The organism is Myroides albus, from assembly GCF_009711045.1.
Taxonomy (GTDB): Bacteria; Bacteroidota; Bacteroidia; order Flavobacteriales; family Flavobacteriaceae; genus Flavobacterium; species Flavobacterium album_A.
The window spans coordinates 150877-167613 of sequence record NZ_WMJX01000002.1 but is presented as its reverse complement, the minus strand read 5'-3'; the positions used below and the strand labels follow the sequence as shown (position 1 = coordinate 167613).

General features: G+C 35.1%; 15 protein-coding genes and 3 tRNA genes. 7 read left to right on the top strand and 11 right to left on the bottom strand.

Annotation, left to right across the window (positions count from 1 at the left end):
* Positions 1-6: 6 nt before the first annotated feature.
* The 5 genes from GJV76_RS02015 to GJV76_RS01995 all read right to left on the bottom strand — a co-directional run bounded on the left by GJV76_RS02015 (position 7) and on the right by GJV76_RS01995 (position 4855).
* A complete protein-coding gene (locus tag GJV76_RS02015) occupies positions 7-2295 on the bottom strand; it encodes a DUF748 domain-containing protein (protein ID WP_155090976.1) in 2289 nt (762 codons plus the stop codon).
* A 55-nt stretch (positions 2296-2350) separates the two neighbouring features.
* Positions 2351-2923, bottom strand: a complete 573-nt coding sequence (locus GJV76_RS02010) for a pentapeptide repeat-containing protein (RefSeq protein WP_155090975.1) — start codon at positions 2921-2923, stop codon at positions 2351-2353.
* 87 nt (positions 2924-3010) lie between these two features.
* Positions 3011-4153 (bottom strand): glutathionylspermidine synthase family protein, encoded by a 1143-nt coding sequence (locus tag GJV76_RS02005; protein WP_155090974.1) that lies wholly within the window; start codon positions 4151-4153, stop codon positions 3011-3013.
* A gap of 9 nt (positions 4154-4162) precedes the next feature.
* A complete protein-coding gene (locus GJV76_RS02000; RefSeq protein ID WP_155091027.1) occupies positions 4163-4543 on the bottom strand; it encodes a hypothetical protein in 381 nt (126 codons plus the stop codon).
* 3 nt (positions 4544-4546) lie between these two features.
* A complete protein-coding gene (locus GJV76_RS01995; RefSeq protein ID WP_155090973.1) occupies positions 4547-4855 on the bottom strand; it encodes a hypothetical protein in 309 nt (102 codons plus the stop codon).
* A 569-nt stretch (positions 4856-5424) separates the two neighbouring features.
* Here GJV76_RS01995 and GJV76_RS01990 point away from each other — a divergent pair.
* Positions 5425-6300, top strand: coding sequence for an AraC family transcriptional regulator (locus GJV76_RS01990; RefSeq protein ID WP_155090972.1), 876 nt, complete (start codon positions 5425-5427; stop codon positions 6298-6300).
* A 42-nt stretch (positions 6301-6342) separates the two neighbouring features.
* Here GJV76_RS01990 and GJV76_RS01985 read toward each other — a convergent pair.
* The 3 genes from GJV76_RS01985 to GJV76_RS01975 form a co-directional block, all read right to left on the bottom strand.
* Positions 6343-6413, bottom strand: a tRNA-Trp gene (locus tag GJV76_RS01985).
* Between the two features lie 51 nt (positions 6414-6464).
* A complete protein-coding gene (locus GJV76_RS01980; protein ID WP_155090971.1) occupies positions 6465-6839 on the bottom strand; it encodes a DUF983 domain-containing protein in 375 nt (124 codons plus the stop codon).
* 182 nt (positions 6840-7021) lie between these two features.
* Positions 7022-7807, bottom strand: a complete 786-nt coding sequence (locus tag GJV76_RS01975) for a hypothetical protein (RefSeq protein WP_155090970.1) — start codon at positions 7805-7807, stop codon at positions 7022-7024.
* 305 nt (positions 7808-8112) lie between these two features.
* On the opposite strand from GJV76_RS01975, the gene GJV76_RS01970 reads away from it, so the two are divergent.
* Both GJV76_RS01970 and GJV76_RS01965 read left to right on the top strand, forming a co-directional pair.
* Positions 8113-8691: a cytochrome b/b6 domain-containing protein gene (locus GJV76_RS01970; RefSeq protein WP_155090969.1), complete on the top strand. Its 579-nt coding sequence runs from the start codon at positions 8113-8115 to the stop codon at positions 8689-8691.
* A gap of 552 nt (positions 8692-9243) precedes the next feature.
* The gene (locus GJV76_RS01965) at positions 9244-9678 is read left to right on the top strand and encodes a hypothetical protein (RefSeq protein ID WP_230381478.1); all 435 of its coding nucleotides are present in this window, start codon (positions 9244-9246) and stop codon (positions 9676-9678) included.
* Positions 9679-9779: 101 nt separating this feature from the next.
* On the opposite strand, the gene GJV76_RS01960 is transcribed toward GJV76_RS01965, so the two are convergent.
* From GJV76_RS01960 to mce, 3 genes are all read right to left on the bottom strand, one after another.
* Positions 9780-9853 (bottom strand) — tRNA-Ile (locus GJV76_RS01960).
* 26 nt (positions 9854-9879) lie between these two features.
* A tRNA-Ile gene (locus GJV76_RS01955) sits at positions 9880-9953 on the bottom strand.
* A gap of 71 nt (positions 9954-10024) precedes the next feature.
* On the bottom strand, positions 10025-10426 hold the full coding sequence (gene mce, locus GJV76_RS01950; protein ID WP_155090968.1) for a methylmalonyl-CoA epimerase: 402 nt from the start codon (positions 10424-10426) through the stop codon (positions 10025-10027).
* Between the two features lie 66 nt (positions 10427-10492).
* Between mce and rbfA the strand changes: the two genes are divergently transcribed.
* From rbfA to GJV76_RS01930, 4 genes are all read left to right on the top strand, one after another.
* Positions 10493-10885, top strand: a complete 393-nt coding sequence (rbfA, locus tag GJV76_RS01945) for a 30S ribosome-binding factor RbfA (protein WP_155090967.1) — start codon at positions 10493-10495, stop codon at positions 10883-10885.
* Positions 10886-12097, top strand: a complete 1212-nt coding sequence (locus GJV76_RS01940; RefSeq protein ID WP_155090966.1) for an ABC transporter permease — start codon at positions 10886-10888, stop codon at positions 12095-12097. It abuts the gene before it with no gap.
* A 327-nt stretch (positions 12098-12424) separates the two neighbouring features.
* Positions 12425-14953 (top strand): SEL1-like repeat protein, encoded by a 2529-nt coding sequence (locus GJV76_RS01935; RefSeq protein ID WP_155090965.1) that lies wholly within the window; start codon positions 12425-12427, stop codon positions 14951-14953.
* Positions 14953-16734, top strand: a complete 1782-nt coding sequence (locus tag GJV76_RS01930; RefSeq protein WP_155090964.1) for an HSP90 family protein — start codon at positions 14953-14955, stop codon at positions 16732-16734. Before GJV76_RS01935 ends, GJV76_RS01930 begins: the two co-directional genes overlap by 1 nt.
* Positions 16735-16737 lie beyond the last annotated feature (3 nt).

Below are 16737 nucleotides of genomic sequence, written 5' to 3'. Positions count from 1 at the left end.
TAGTGGTTATAATATGGTTTGCTTTAAACCTTGTAGAATACATAACCAAAGGTAGTTAAAGAAAGACTTTTCTTCAACTTTTTGAACCTTTTTGATATTTACCGTTTTTAGCTCTCCTTTAGAGTTATCGCGAATGATTAGGTTACCTAATGCAGAGAGTACTTTTTTCTTTGCTTTGCCATCTTTACGGTAAATAGTTACTCTTAAGTTTTGGTATTTCATACCGAATGTACCTGTAGCGACTTTGGCATCTCCTGAGAAATTAAACTGCACAAGTTCAAGTTTTCCATCTGTGGAGGCTTTGACATAAGGTTGTAGGAAGGGCTGCATCGCAGTAGCAGGGAAATTTTTTACAGTTCCCTTAATATTAAATTTATCAGCTCTATTCAGAATATTAAATGACCAATCTACATGTAGAGGTGCTGCATTCATAAAGTTGGCATCTACGGATATAGTTGTTAGTGGTAGTTTTTTCTTGTTGTATCCACTGGCTAAGTTCTTAATATTTGCAGTGAAATTACCAAGTGTAATTTTACCCGGTGCTACTGCTTTAGCATCGCTTTCTTCATATACCAAATGCGATTTTCTTATGCGTACTTCATCTATTCTTAACCCAAAGTTGATGTCGCGTAGCTTTTTGCTAAACATCGACTTATTACTCATGTTATGAGGAGGTATTTTATCTCTATAGATGTTTGCATTTAGTTGGTCTAACTGCAAGAGTTTTGTATTAAAAAAAACAACTCCTTTCTCGTCAAATCCCCATTCGTAGTCTGTCAAAGAAATTTCTTTCGCTTTTAACCTGAAAATATCATCGGCGTACTTGAATGTTTTGACCATTTGCTTGCGAGACATTTTAGGGTTCATCACAAAGTTATTAAAGGACATCGTATGATTGGAAATGGCTATATTATCCATTTCTATTTGGTAATACTTACCAGAGTCAAAATTTACTTTACGTGTTTTGAACTGCGTTTCTCCATAGGCAAATGGCAATTTGTTAACAGCTGTTAGCGGAGTGATATAGATGTCTTTAATAACCGCACTAACACTATCTACAGATAGTTTATTTTGTTTGTTGTTGTTTTCTTTTATTACAAAGTTTGTATTGCTAACGGTCAGAGAATCTATTTTGACTATATCTAAGATCTTTTTTCCCTTTGCTTTTGGAGTGATTAATTTACGTTGTGGTATATGTGTTACTTCAGCATTATCGACTGCTATTGAACCGATATGCAATGTATCGTTTACTTTGTTGACAATGCTCTTAATTTTTATATTCGTGTGTTCAGATTTCCAAGCATCCAAAGAGTTAAATGCAAAGTCCTCTATTGCAATTTTGTTTATACTTAGATCAAAAGGGACGAGCTTGGGTAGGGCTGTTTCTAATTCTGTTTGCTCTTTTTTGTCCGTTTTTTGCTTTTTATTAAGTAGCCCAAACTTTGCTGATTTAGTGTTGATTTCGTCTATAGTGACATAGAACTCATCCATGTTCTTATATCCCCAATCGACTTTGGATAAGTGTAGCGTTGGTATTTTTAACAAGAGGATGTTTTCGTTAATCGCGTCAATATGTTCGTGACTCTTTTGCAAGGGCTTAATGCGGATACTATCTGCTTGAATGTCCGTTGTAGTGATATTTACTTTACCGATAGTTAAACTGTGTCTGTCATTTAGTCGATTGTATACAGAGTCACTACTCATGCTATAAGAGGTATAGGTAAAGGGGATAGGTTTGTCTTTCGTTTCTTGTCCAAAATGTACACCTTCTACTTTACTCGAAAAATTGTAGATTTGATTGATGATATGTCCACCTTTAAGACTTTTGATAACTACATCAGCATGGTTTACTTTGATTTTAGAAATATCTATACCTGCAGTTAGTTTAGTAGATTGATTCTCTTGTATACTGTCACTTTCGCTTTTCCATACGGTGATATAAGGCCGATCAAGTTCGATGCGATTAGCTATTAAATTGTGCTGTTTCAGCAGCGTCCAGATTTCTACTCCCTGTATGAAAATAGAGGATATATTTCCTTCAATACGCGTTGCTTGCTTGTCTTTTAAAATTTGATGAGGTGTTAGCTCAATGTCTTTAATCGTAAGTTTTCGAAGTGCAAGTGAGTATTCTACTTTGCCGTACTTTAGGTTATAGGGAGTATTGTTCTTTTCGGTGATTATCTTTGGAAGTTCAGTGTGAATAAAATGGTTCACATAGTTCTGTCCTACTGCGTATAAAACGAATAAAATGGCGACAATTAGGAGATACTTATATGATTTTTTTATTACTCTCATGAACTTATTGGTATTTACTGATAACTAAAGTAATAGAAATAATAGAGATATTCTATTATTTTAGTACTAATTGGTATTTTATCAATAAACCTGCCAAACCATCTTTAGAGAAAATTGCTTTTTTGATTTTGGTAAACTGTGGGTCAATATCGTAATTGTAACTTGTGTAGAAATCTGCGCGTTCAGCGTTTGCTTTGTGGAAGACAGCGCGATATAAATTGCAATTGTCAAACATAGCCATAGTCAAATCAGCATCTGAAAAATCAACACTAATCATACTACAGTTGGTAAACATCTGATTCTTTAGTTTAAGACCATAGAATTGCGTGAACTCTAAATTGCAATCTGTAAAGGTAAAGTCAAAGATCGTTTGATCCATCATGGAAAAGTTTACCCTTGTAAAATTGGTATTGAAAAAATGACAAGTTCTGAAGCCAATATGACCTATTTGCGCATCTTTAAAATTGCAATGTCTAAAGTTGCAATCCATAAATATAGTAGCAAGGAAAGAACATTGCGTAAAATCGCAATTGATAAATTGACAGTTTTCAAACTCTTTGAAGGAAATATCGTGAGGATTAAAGACTACATTCTCATAAGTCTTGTCGTAAATAAATTCTGATGTCATGGTTTATGGATTAGTAAGTATGTGTTTCGTCAAGAAACATTTGGGTTGATAAAAAAAGCTGATATCGTTGTTATCAGCTTTAATAAATTATTCTATGATATGAGGGATAAACCTACTTTTGTCTGTTGTAATTAGTCGATTACTCTCTCTAAAGGTGATGCCACATGGTTCTTGTCCGATGATCCAGCTTCCGATGATAGAGTATCCTGTATTTTCTCGATGTAGTTTTGCTAATGCTTGGCAGATGTATCCTTCCTCACCATATTCACCTGGTGTAGCCTCTGTAATCTTTCCATTTTGATAGAGGGTAACATTTGCACCTTCTCTTGACAATAGCGGTTTTTTTACATAATCTAACATACCATTTGGCTCGTCAAAGTAAGCCTCCAATAAAAGGGGGTGATTCGGATATAGCTTCCATAGAATAGGCATTATAGCCTTATTCGACAACAGCATTTTCCACGAAGGCTCAATCCAGTTTGCTTCAGCCATATCATTTGGAATATGTAAGGCAAATTGCTCATAGATTAACCACTCCCAAGGATAAAGTTTGAAAATATCAGTAATTACTTCATCCTCTAAGTCTGTAAAAGTTTCTCCATCCCATCCGATGTCTTCTACGAATATCAGCTTGGTATTAATACCTGCTTGTATGGCACAATCTCTTAGATACTCTACATTTGTAAGATCTTCTAAGTGTTCTTTTATACAACTAAAGTGGAGGGTGTTTCCTTTTAAGTATGGTTTAAGGTCTTTCCACGTTTGTATTAATTGGTCGTGTACAGAATTAAATTGATCTACTCTATTTCCAAAGTAGTGTTGCATCCACTGCCATTGGATAACACCTGTTTCGAAAAGGGAAGTAGGTGTATCTGCATTAAACTCCAATACTTTTAATCGATTTGTCTCCTTGTCGTAGGCAAAGTCAAAACGGCCATATAAGCTCGGAACATCATTTTCCCAACTTTTCTCAATGTGCTCTTGCATGAAAAGTGGAATTTGAAAATGATCGTATAACTTATGGCTGATTACATATTCTACTGCTTCAAGGCACATGGTCCACAAGTCTGCGGTAGCCTCAAATATTTGATTGGCAAAATCTTCAGATATACTGTAATAATATTCTTCAATCCAATAAGGAATGTTGTTATCGTCTGTGTGAAAGCCAAAGCCATTATCCTCTAATCTCTTTTGCCAATCACGGTCAGTCGTTAAATATTTAATTTTCATTTAAGTTCATTAAGATGTTGCACCACTGGATTTAACTTTAGATGTATTTCCAAAGCCTCCTCTTGTCGTTTGTGTCTTTTTTACAGCATTTGCTTTTGCAGTATTTGTTCCAACATTGGATTGTTGGTGTAAGCCTGGACTTGTATAACCAAGGCCACCGCCTCCCATCATTGGACGAAATGCCATATACCAAAGTAAGGCGCTCCCCATTCCACCTCCATGGCTACGTTGATTTTCATATTGTTCAGTTACCTCAGTATAAGGAGCTGAACTATCAGCACGCATATAAACACGTTGAACATCTCCTTTTTGTTCTTCTACTTTAGAACAAGAAGCTAAAGCTGCTGTGATTAAAACTAAGCTGACTGCTTTACTACTTTTTCTTTTCATCATTTATTCAACTGTTACGTATATTGGTGCTTTCTCTAATGTAGTTGGAGCTTCTCCATTCCAACCAGGTACTTCTTTTACTGTTTTGATTGTATCTGTTTTCTCAATGATTAACTGACCATTAGCCCATACCTTCTGCGAAGTAATGTGATAGATACTATCGCCTACAACAGTTGATTTTAGCGATACTTCACGAGATGATTTTTTGTCTAATGTCGCTAAGTTGTTAGCATTTTGTTGTTGACTATTTGTACAAGAAACAAATGTGATTACAATTGTTAATAGAGCAGCTAATTTATATGTCTTTTTCATCGAGATTTGATTTAGGGTTAAAGATAGTAAAGTTTGATAAAAACAGAAAGGTGTTGTGAAATTGATTTCTTTAAGTTTGGCATGATTTGTACTCTGCTATGTGTTTATTTGGGATTGTGAGTACCCTGCTTGTGTATGTTGTTCGATTGGAGTATTTGTAGATTTGATCCTTGTTTGTGTTGAGCGATTCTCAATGACTGAGTACGTTTCACAAGAGGTGTGATTACAAGAAATTAGTTGTTCAGCTTTAATCGCGAAGGATGTTTAGGGCATAATTGCTTTTTCTTCTTTTTAGAACTAACGATAACTCTGTTGTAGAATGGGGTTTGTAAGATCTGAATTAACCTGCTGGTTTTTGGGAGGTATATGCTAAAATATGATTAAAGTTATTCCATAAGTTAAGATTATAGGTTAATTTGTGTGCTGAATTGCGTTACAGTCGAAGTATAACTGTAGGGGGATTCACTTTAGCTCGTATTGTATTTGATCGTAGCTGTGACAAAGTTTAAGTCGCAGTGAATTTGAATATGATACAGTAGTGACCACTTTTTAATTTAATACCACTTCAAATGACTAATATCACTGTGTTACAGATGGGGGATTTGACTCATGATCAAGTTAGGAACGACTTTTATGCCAATACAATTCCCAATCACTTAAAGACAAATCACGCCCATGTAGAGAAGCCCCACAAACACAATTTTTACGTGTGTATGATTTTTACTAAAGGTTCAGGTAAGCACGAAATTGACTTTAATACTTATGATGTGGTACCAGGAAGTGTGTTCATGGTAGCGCCTGGGCAGACACATAGCTGGGTGTTGTCAGAGGATATCGATGGGTATATATTCTTTCACACCCAAGAGTTTTTTGACTTGTATTACGTTCGGGAGTCGATACGCGAGTATCCTGTGTTCCGCTCTGTATTTTCTCCTAATGGGTTTTATATTTCTGGGCAGGAGAGGGAGGAGATAGAGCATCTGTTTAAGAAGATGGTTCAAGAAGTAGAAGGTGATCTGTGGAAGAAAAACCAGGTCTTATTGAATATTGTTTCTCTTTTTTACATCGAGACCAATAGAATGTTATTGACTGATCAATCTTTTAAGGTGCAGTATAGTTCGTCTTATTACAATCACTTTCAGGCTTTCGAGGGGTTGTTAGAGAAGTTTTTTATGATAGAAAAGTCAGCAGCGGTGTATGCAAATAAGCTAAATATGACTCAAAAGCACCTTAATCGCATTTGCAAGACTCTGGTTAATCAAACTACAACCGATATTATCTTAGATCGCGTTATTTTGGAAGCCAAGCGTATGCTGATGTATACAGGAAAGAGCTTTAATGAAATTGCACTTGATTTAGGTTATGAGGATTATTCTTATTTCTCAAAAGTATTTAAAAAGAGAGCGGATTGTACTCCAAAAGAATTTCAGAAACGATATGAATAAAAAAAACTCCTTAATGCAAATTAAGGAGTTTTTTATTTGATGCACGGGTGGAGGGATTCGAACCCCCATCAACGGTTTTGGAGACCGCTATTCTACCCTTGAACTACACCCGTTTCTGTGTTTCGTGGTGCAAATATAAATAAATGTTTTCGAATAAACCTACACTATTCTTCATCTTTTTTATAAAACATATTTAGCCACATAATCCTTGCCACTCGGTAGTTGAAAGTCCATAAAACAAAGACTACAACGACGATTGCTATAAATGCTTGAAGCATAGATATGTTAGTGCCAAATAACTCATTTAAAAGTAAACGAAGAACCATTACTGTAACCATTTCTGCAACAGTTAATGCATAACTTACATACATCGCTCCAAAGTAAAAACCTGTTTCTCTGTGGAAGTTATATCCACAAGAACCGCATTCTTTAGTCATTTTAGGCATGCGAAATGTAATTGGATTTCCCTTGTCGTGAAATAATTTCTCTTTACCGCAGTTTGGACATTTACCGCTTAAAACTTTATTAATATAAGACATAGTTATTCTTTTTTGGCAAAGTTCGGTAAAAAAACAATAATGTACATGATTAATATACTTGCTTTTTTGTATTAAACGGACATTTTTAGCTAAATAGTACTTTAACAGTATTGAATATAACCAAAAAAAGGAGGCTAATTAGCCTCCTTTTTTCCTTGCGATTGATATCTTAAACTGGTATCTTAATTGATAAGATTACCGTATTCATCATATTCTTCTTCTGTAGTTGTACTTTGCTCCGGTTTAATCAAGTTTCCGTATTCGTCATATTCTTCTTCTTCTTGATATTCCTCTTTGATGTCTAAATAATCCAATGCACTACGACCTTCTTGTTTTCCGTAGTAATCATCGTATTCTTTATACAAGTTAGCAATCTCCTCTAATGTTAAGATTTCTTCTTGATCCTCATCAATACCTTTTTCTTTGTTTTCGTAGTATTCTATTAAGTTACGCTTTTTAGTTTCATACGCTTTTTTAGCTATATTTCTTTGAGCGTAATATAATTTGCGATCGTGTTTGTACACTCTGTAGATTTCTTTTGTTTCAAGTTTGTAGTCTTGATCTAATTTTTTTAGAACAGTTTTCAAGTCTTTTTCTTCCTCAACAACAGTTAAATCTTTTTTCAAAATAGCCCATTGGTCAATTTGCTCTTGATTCAGGTTTCTGTTTATAAAAGTTAGATATGAAGCTTTTAATTCTCTTTCATGCATATTTCTTTCAATATCAGACATCGATTTTTTGGAGTTCAATTTTTGTAGATCTCTTTTAATATATTCGTTTTTGATTTTGAAAGCAGTAGCCTGTTGAGGTGTCAGCTTTAATGTTTCTTGATTTTCAAGAATTAATTTGATATCTACATATTCCACTTTTTTAGCAGACTCCTCTTCTTGCTTTTTCGATTTGCTTTGAGCAAAAGAAGTTGTTGTTATTGTAGAAACTATTAGAAATAATACTAAGATTTTTTTCATTCCAATTTTTTTAAAAAATTTCTTTTACCTTTTTATTTTAATACTACAAATTTATAATAAATAATGGTAAGTCAATTTGCTTTTGATTCTTTTTCTAAGGGGGCAAATGCAAATGGCTGTCCTCCCTAGTAAGGTGTTTTACTCCTGTATCAACAATAACGATTAAGAAGCTATTTTATTGTGCCGCACAATAGTTAAAAAACATAGTGATTATACATTATATATTTGTAATTTTGTTAATTGCTAAATTAATACTATATTTTTTAACTTTATATAGAAAATTAATTTATTAAATCGCCGTTGTAATGGGAAAGAAAGTATACAGTAGTTTTTACAGATTAATTCACTGGTTGATTGCTATCACAATGCTCTTGCTATTGTTGACTATTGTATTGCGTATGACTTGGTTGAATAAAGCAAACATGAGTGAGATCATAACAAGTTATGCTGCGAGTAACCACATTGAGATGAGCAAAGGAGAAGTGGTTAATCTGGCCAGAGAGATACGCGAGCCGATGTGGATATGGCATATCTATTTTGGATATACTCTTTTAGGGCTTTTTGTTGTACGTATATTGGCAGGTGTTTTTACTATTATTCAATTTCAGAATCCATTTAGCAATAATATCACTCCAAAGGTTCGCTTTCAACGCTTTGTTTATATCGTTTTCTATCTCTGTATATTTGGTTCTTTGGTAACGGGATTGATGTTGGAGTTTGGTATTACCAAGTACGTTACGTTAATTAAGAGCCTTCACAAAGCTTCTATTTACTATTTTGTCGGCTTTTTAGTCTTACACTTTTTGGGTATTCTTATTGCGGAGTTCACATATGAGCGCGGTATCGTGTCCCGTATGATTAACGGTCGAGACAAGTATGAGTAAAGTCGATTTCTCTTTAGCGTAGCTTTTCCTGTTTTAATTTCCTCATGCTGATTTAGTTCTCGATTATGAGATTTGAAAGCCAGTACAATTGTTTTGGATCTATGTCAAAGGTTTAGAATAGATCTGGAGTGGAAGATCTTAGCTCTATGGGGCATAGTTATTTTTGCCTTAGTTTCATCCCAGCGGTATACTTTGCACAATATTTCAATAGTACTTGTCTATAATAGTAGGAGGGCAAACTTCATTTTTGCTTTGGAGCTGACGTGATTAAGGGTGTTTACGTCCGGATAGAAAACCTGTTTCTATCGTAAATCGGTATATGATTTAGTTTAAAGATTTTTTATTTAGAGAAATATCTATGCGATGTTAGCGGTGGTTTCTTTGGAGTTCCTTTGGGGTTTCTTCGGGTTTTCTAGGGGTTTCCTTGCTGAAACAGGCCTTTTTGGGGGTAAAACTCGAAGGATACCCCAAGAAAAGCGCAAGAAAGTCCAACGAAAGCACTATTGTTATTAGTGTTGGAAAGCCATATTGTTTTATAAAATTGGGATGCGGATGAATGCTTGGAGGTTTCGCTCTATTTTTATGGTTCTCTCTGGGAAGAAGTTAAATTTTCTATTTGATGAGCACAAGGAGTGTTTGATGTTGATACAAGGGACTGCTACCTGGCTTGTCCTTGATCCCAATAGAGATGGAGTACTCTATGAGATAATTCGCAGAGAAGGTCAGTCCCAAGATGTCTCTATTTCTGTTGGCTGTGTAAAGACAGTTGTTTTCAATAAAGATAAGCGAACTTTTATTTATAAGGTTGACACAGATAGAAAGTTATTCTATACTTCAGAAACTGTTATTAGGCAAGAGAGCAATGGGGATAAGTACTATCCGCGTACGCTGAATAATATGTATAACATCAAATTGTACTATAATGGAAAGGGTGAGCTTATAGATAAAGAAGAAAGTTACGAAGGAGAAAATTTACGTGATTATTAGATTAGGGATACTTAACTGCTACTTCGCATTGTTTTATGGTTAAGTAAAACAATTAGTTGATATAAAAAAAGCACCTATTGGAGAATAGATGCTTTTTTTTGTGGTCCCACCTGGGCTCGAACCAGGGACTTGCTGATTATGAGTCAGCTACTCTAACCAGCTGAGTTATAGGACCGGTCGTGTGACCTAAGATTGTAATTGTGGTCTAACCTGGGCTCGAACCAGGGACCACCTGATTATGAGTCAGGTGCTCTAACCAACTGAGCTATTAGACCAGTGTCAAAACATGTTTAACGGGTGCAATATTACTGCGTTTTATTGGTTTATGCAAGTGAAAAGATTAAAATTATCTAATTTCTTGGCAGAGTTCAATTAGGACGCCATTGCTTGATTTAGGATGAAGAAAAGCAACTAGCTTATTGTCAGCACCTTTTTTGGGAGTTTCGTTTAAAACCGTGAACCCCTCGGCTTTTAGACGAATAATTTCTTCTTCAATATTATCTACTTCGAAAGCGATGTGATGTATTCCCTCTCCTTTTTTCTCAATGAATTTCGCTATAGGGCTGTCTGGGTTTGTAGCTTCAAGTAGCTCTATTTTATTTGGGCCTGTTTGAAAAAAAGAAGTAGTCACTCCTTCACTTTCTACAGTCTCTTGTTTGTAAGGCATGGTATTCAGTAATTTCGAGAAAAGTATATTGGAGTCTTGCAGATCTTTGACTGCAATTCCAATGTGTTCAATTTTTTTCATTCTTTTAATTTGGTTGATATACAAATATAACAAAGATTGCTATTTAAAAAATTGTATTTTTGCACTATGGAAACGAATAGACAGAAAAAAATGGGAGCACTTTTGCAAAATGATATCGTAGATATTTTGCAAGGAGAAGTGCGCAAGAACGGGATTACAAATTTGATAATCTCAGTTTCTAAAGTGAATATTACAAGTGATTTATCTATAGCTAAAGTATATTTGAGTATATTTCCTGCCGAGAAGGGACCTGAGTTGTTAAAGGCAATTCAATCGAACTCTCCTTTGATTAAGCATGAATTAGCTCAACGAGTAAGACATCAATTGCGCAAAGTGCCAGATTTGAACTTTTACATAGACGATAGTTTAGAGTATATCGATCAAATCGACAAAGCGCTAAAAGGCGATGAGAATCCAATCGGCAATCCAGAATTATTAGTAAAAAGAAAGAAAAAGTAATTGAATTTCTCCTACTACATAGCCAAGCGATACGCTTTTAGTAAAAGTAAGAATAAAGCGATCAATGTTATAACTGCTATTGCTTCTGCAGGTATAATAGTGAGCGCTATCGCTATGTTTGTCGTATTGTCTGTGTTTAGTGGGTTGCGTACTTTTTCGCTTTCATTTGTCAATGACTTAGATCCGGACCTAAAAGTGTTTTCAACCAAAGGAAAGAGTTTCTTGGCTGAAGATGCTCAAATTCAAACGCTTTGGGAGTCAGGATTGTTTCAAGGGGTAAGTAGAGTGATTGAAGATCGATTGCTGTTTACCTTTAAAGAAAAACAGGTTGTTGCTTATGTGAAGGGAGTTGACTCTGATTATAGTTATGTGAGTGATTATGACGAAAAAGTAGAGTATGGCAATTGGTTTGAATACGACACCAATGAATGTGTTGTTGGATTAGGAATTGCTCGTATGCTTACTTTGGGATTGTTCGACAATGAACATCCTTTCGAAGCGGTAGCTATTAAACCGGGAGAAGGTGTTATTGAAAGCCCTGAGGAGGGGTTTGTCAAAAAGGGTTTTTACCCTGTTGGAGTTTACTATGTAGCTAATGAGGAGCTCGACGATAAATATATTTTTGCCGAGATTGATGAAGTCCGAAAAGTTTTGAGTATTCCCCATGGGGAAATAACCAATATAGAATTGAAATTAGCAGCAGGTGTTTCTGAGAAACAAGGTTTAGCTTTGGTGAATCAAGTTTTTGGAGACAGTGTTGTAGTTAAAAATAAGATCCAATTAAACGACGGTCTTTATCGTATGTTGAATACAGAGAACTTTGTAGTTTATCTTATTTTTGTCTTAGTTGTTATTATGGCTTTGTTTACTTTGATAGGAGCCTTGATTATGATTATTTTAGAAAAACAGCCGAATATTCGCACGTTGTTTAACCTTGGAGTAGAACAGAGAAATCTCAAGAGTATTTTCTTGTATCAAGGTTTGATTATTACTATAATTGGTAGTATAGTTGGGATATTATTTGGCGCTTTACTGGTCTTGTTGCAAGAGCAGTTTTCTCTTATTCTTATCAGAGAAGGTTTGGCGTATCCTGTCGAATTTGATTTGATGAATGTTTTGATTGTCTTTGTATCAATCGCAGTGTTGGGATATGTGGCTTCTTATATAGCTTCTGCTCGAGTGAATCGAGATTATCTGAATATTCCAAAATAACAAGGAGTTAGCTTTTAACCTTTAGTTATTTTCTATTTTCTTTATGGCATTTTTTATCAAAAGTGCGTTTTTATTTACTTTTTTTAGCTGTGTTCGAATTATCTTATTTTTAATTAGATAATCATGTCTTGGATTTTTTGTATTTTTAGCAATTAGATTAGTTAATTAAATTTTACCTATTTCACAGTTTTTTTGATAGTTATCGCAAAATAAAAGTGTTGTGTTATTTCGATGTTGCTTGTTTCGTATAAGTTTATTCAATGTCATTTGCCTACATTTGTGAAAGGAATATTTTTAAAAAATAGTATTGTAAAAAGAGAAAAGTTTATGGGAACATTTAACGTAGAGTACTTAAATTACGTGAGCCAGATTGCAAATGATTCAATGTCGTTGACAGAACATGCAGAAGAATTTATTAATAAGAATGACTATAGTGACCCACATACTTGGTATAAGGCACACGCAGTGTGTATGTTGGCAGAACAGATCGGTAAGGATAACGACACAATCGTTAGATTATACGATCAGTTATTTGAAGAGTCAAATTGTATTCACAGTGCAATGCGTTTGAATGATGCAGATTACGCTTTGTGGTTTGATGATGTAAAGGAATTAAATCGATTATTTATAGATAAGGGGTATGCTCGTGCATACGGATACCAATATGAGCTGTTTGAAAGAGGTCGTTATGGATTTAAGGATACTGAGTTCTGTAAAGAATTGCTTGATAAAGGAACTGCAGCGGGAGATGACTATTGCCAAATATATATGGGTAACTGTAAGTACTATGGACTTTTCGGTTATGAAGAAAATAAAGAAGAAGGGTATCGTCTGATTAAGGAGATTGTCGATAAAACAGGATCTGATTTGTCTAAGATATTCTTGTTGAACTTAGAGAGTAGAGCAAGTGAGTCGGCTGAGGAAATGTGGGCAGTGATTCAGAAGAATGATGAGTTGATTAATGGCAAGAAAAAAGCGATGTATGTATTGGCTGATTATTACCTAAGAGAGGGTGAAGATAAGAAGGCGATGGATACGTTATCTGAAGGAATAGCTAATGACAGTCCTTTTTGTAACTACTTAATGGGGTTGTTAACTGTGAATGGTCGCTTTGCAGAACACGGTCAAACAGAAGAACAAGGTCGTCAGTATTTAGCAACAGCTTTTGATTATGGTGTAATCTATGCTGGTTTTATTCAAGGGTATTACTACTTATATCCTGTTAATGGAGGAGATAATGATTTTGAGAAAGCTATTCCACAACTTGAGTTTGCTGCAAAATACAACTCACCAGAGGCTTTATTAGAATTGGCAATGTTGTATTTATATCACAATGACTATAAAGATATTGAAAAGGGTATCTCTTATTTAGATAGAGCTATATCAGAAGACTTTGTCAAAGCATTGGCAGAGAAAGCTTATGTGTTATTAGATTACGATCAAGTTGAGCGCAATGTAGAAGAAGGAAAGAGATTGTTAGAATTAGCAATGGAAAAAGGGAATGACTATGCTCCTTATCGATTAGGTCTTGGATATCAAAATGCCGAGTTTGAAGAAGAATCTGATTACGAGAAAGCATTGTATTTATATGAGTTAGCAGCAGAGCGCGGTAATTTATCTGGTATTGAAATGGCTGGTCGTTATAACCGCTACGGGTACACAGGAGAAGCTTATCCAGAAAAAGCATTAGCTCATTACCGTCGTGGTGTAGAAGAATTTGGATCAGACTATTGTCGCGTAGAGTTAGCGATGATGTTAACTAACGGAGAGGGAACTGAGGCAAATGCAGCAGAGGCAGAAAAACTGTACTTAGAAGCGTTAGACAATGGATACATTTATGCAGCAATGCGTTTGGGATTGATTTATGAAGATGGTTATTTAGGAGAAGCTTATCCAGAAAAAGCAAGAGAGTATTATGCGATTGCAGCAGATGGAGATAATCCAGTAGCAGAGTCAGTATACCATTTGGGACGTTGCTATAGATATGGTATTGGAGGAGAGGAAGATCACGCAAAAGCATTTGAACTGTTTGAAAAGGCTTTAGAGTTAGGCTTTATGGATTCGAACGTTGATATGGCTTTAGCTTATGAAGAAGGAACATGTGGAAAAGAAGCTAATCCAGAAAAAGCAATTGAATATATGACAGCTGCGGCAGAAGCAGGTATTGGCTATGCACAGTATAAATTAGGTTGTTATTACACTTATGGATATGGCATGGATGTAAATCTTGCAGAAGGGAAGAAGTGGTTAATGGCTGCCGTTGACAATGGTTCTCCTTTGGCAATGTTAACTATGGGAGATTACTACTTATATGGTTATGAAGAAGGAGAAGCTTATGATCCTGCTTTCGAATTTTATAAAGTTGCAGAAGAAAGAGGGTATATCTCAGAAGGATTAGGTATTTGTTATCAATTTGGTATTGGTACAGAGAAAGATGAGAAAATGGCTTTCAATTGCTATAAAATGGCAGCAGAACGAGGATATGATTCAGCTATTTATCGATTAGGTCAAGCCTATTATTTCGGTATTGGTACTGATAAAGATAGAGTTGAAGCATTTCATTACCTTAAACAAGTAGCAGATCGTGGAAATATGGATGCGGCTGGTTATATTGGAATTATGTTAGTAAAAGGAGATGGAGCAGAGGTAGATCAAGAGTATGGCGTGAGTTACTTAATTCAAGCAGCAGAGGCTGATAATGACTATGCACAATATGAACTTGGAAACTGCTATTTAAAAGGAGATGGAGTCGAACAAAGTGATGATTTGGCTATGGAGTGGTATAGTAAGGCAGCTGAAAATGGAAATGAAGATGCACAAAAAATTATAGGAGGTCCACGTAAACGCAGAAGATAATGGATGAGAATCAGAAACAATACCAGTTTCAGGTAAATATGAAAGGAATGATAGAACTGTTGTCAGAGCATATTTATAGCTCTCCAACGGTTTTTATCAGAGAATTATTACAAAATGGAATGGATGCCGTTACGATGCGTAAGGGCATAGATTCTTCTTTTCAAGGTAGAATAGACGTTACTTTTGACGGTGACCAAATGACTTTTCAAGATAATGGTATTGGGTTGACCCAAGATGATGTTCATCAATTCTTATCAGTTATTGGTCAAAGTTCCAAAAGAGGTGATTTAGCTGACAAGGATTTAATTGGAAAGTTTGGTATCGGATTGTTGTCTTGCTTGGTTGTAAGTGAGGCAATCGTTGTGGAAACACGCTCACTCTATAAGGAAGAATCTGTTAGATGGACTGGTCGAGCAGATGGAACTTATGAAGTAGAGATAATAGATTTACTGCCTGAGGTAGGAACAAAAGTTATTCTAAAGGCAAAGAGATCTTGGAGAACTCTGTTTAGAAAAGAGGACGTAAAAGAGAATATCTTGTTCTATGGTAGTGCTTTGCCTATTGCGGTAAATCTCATTGAAAATGGAGAAACAGAGCAACTTTTAAATGGTAATCCCGTTTGGTTAGATCCAGAAAGTACAAAAGAAGATCTATTGGCATACGGAAAGGAAGTGTTTAAGACTCGATTTTTAGATGTATTTAGATTAGAATCAGAGGCAGGGGAATTACAAGGAGTCGCTTTCATTATTCCGAATAAAGTTAATACAACAGCTACTAAAGAGCACAAGATATTCTTGAAGCGAATGTATTTATGTGATCAAGCTACTAATTTACTTCCTGAGTGGACGTCATTTGTACGTTGTATTATTAACTCGAATGCATTGCAACCTACTGCATCTCGTGAATCTTTGATGAATAATACAGTTCTACAAGAAACGAAGAAAGAACTCAGCGACTGCTTTAAGAATTACCTAAAGACACTTTCGTTAACAAATATCGAAGTGTTGGAACAGATTATTACGATTCACCATATGTTCATTAAATCATTAGCAGCCTCAGATACTGAAATTATGAATTTGTTTGAAGACTACTTGCCTTTTGAAACAAATCAGGGAATGATGTCATTTGGGTTAATCAAAGAATCGTATAAGAATATTTACTATACTCCTTCTTTGGATGATTATAGACAAATACGCCGTATTGCTGGTTCACAGAAAAAATTAGTTATTAATGCAGCGTATAGTTATGAGACGGATTTAATAGATAAGATTAAACGTCAAAGGCCAGATTTAAGCATTGAGAAGATTGCTCCCAATGATATCTTACAAGAGTTTGAAGCTGCTATAGTTAAAGACGATACAATTGATGAGTTTGTGACTCGTGCTAATGCAATATTGAAAAAGCACTATTGTAAAGCTGAAGTAAAGCGCTTTGAGCCAAAAGACACTACAGCGATTTACATTGCTAATGAAGATGCATTGTCAAGTAAAAACATTCAGAGTTTGTCCACTTCTTCAAATCCTTTTGCATCGACGTTGAAACACTTTAAAAAGCAGGAGGAAGTGATTCCTACTTTGTGTTTTAACCAGCAGAATGAGTTGATTGAAAAAGTGATGGTTATCGATGATAAGGAATTATTTGAAGCGTTGATAAATGTGTTGTATGTACAATCTTTGATGTTAGGTGGCTATACTATTAACAAGCGCGAAATGGATACGTTTAATGATGCTTTATATCAGTTTATGATTTTAGGGATGTCAAGTTTTTTACCTAAATTTTAGAGA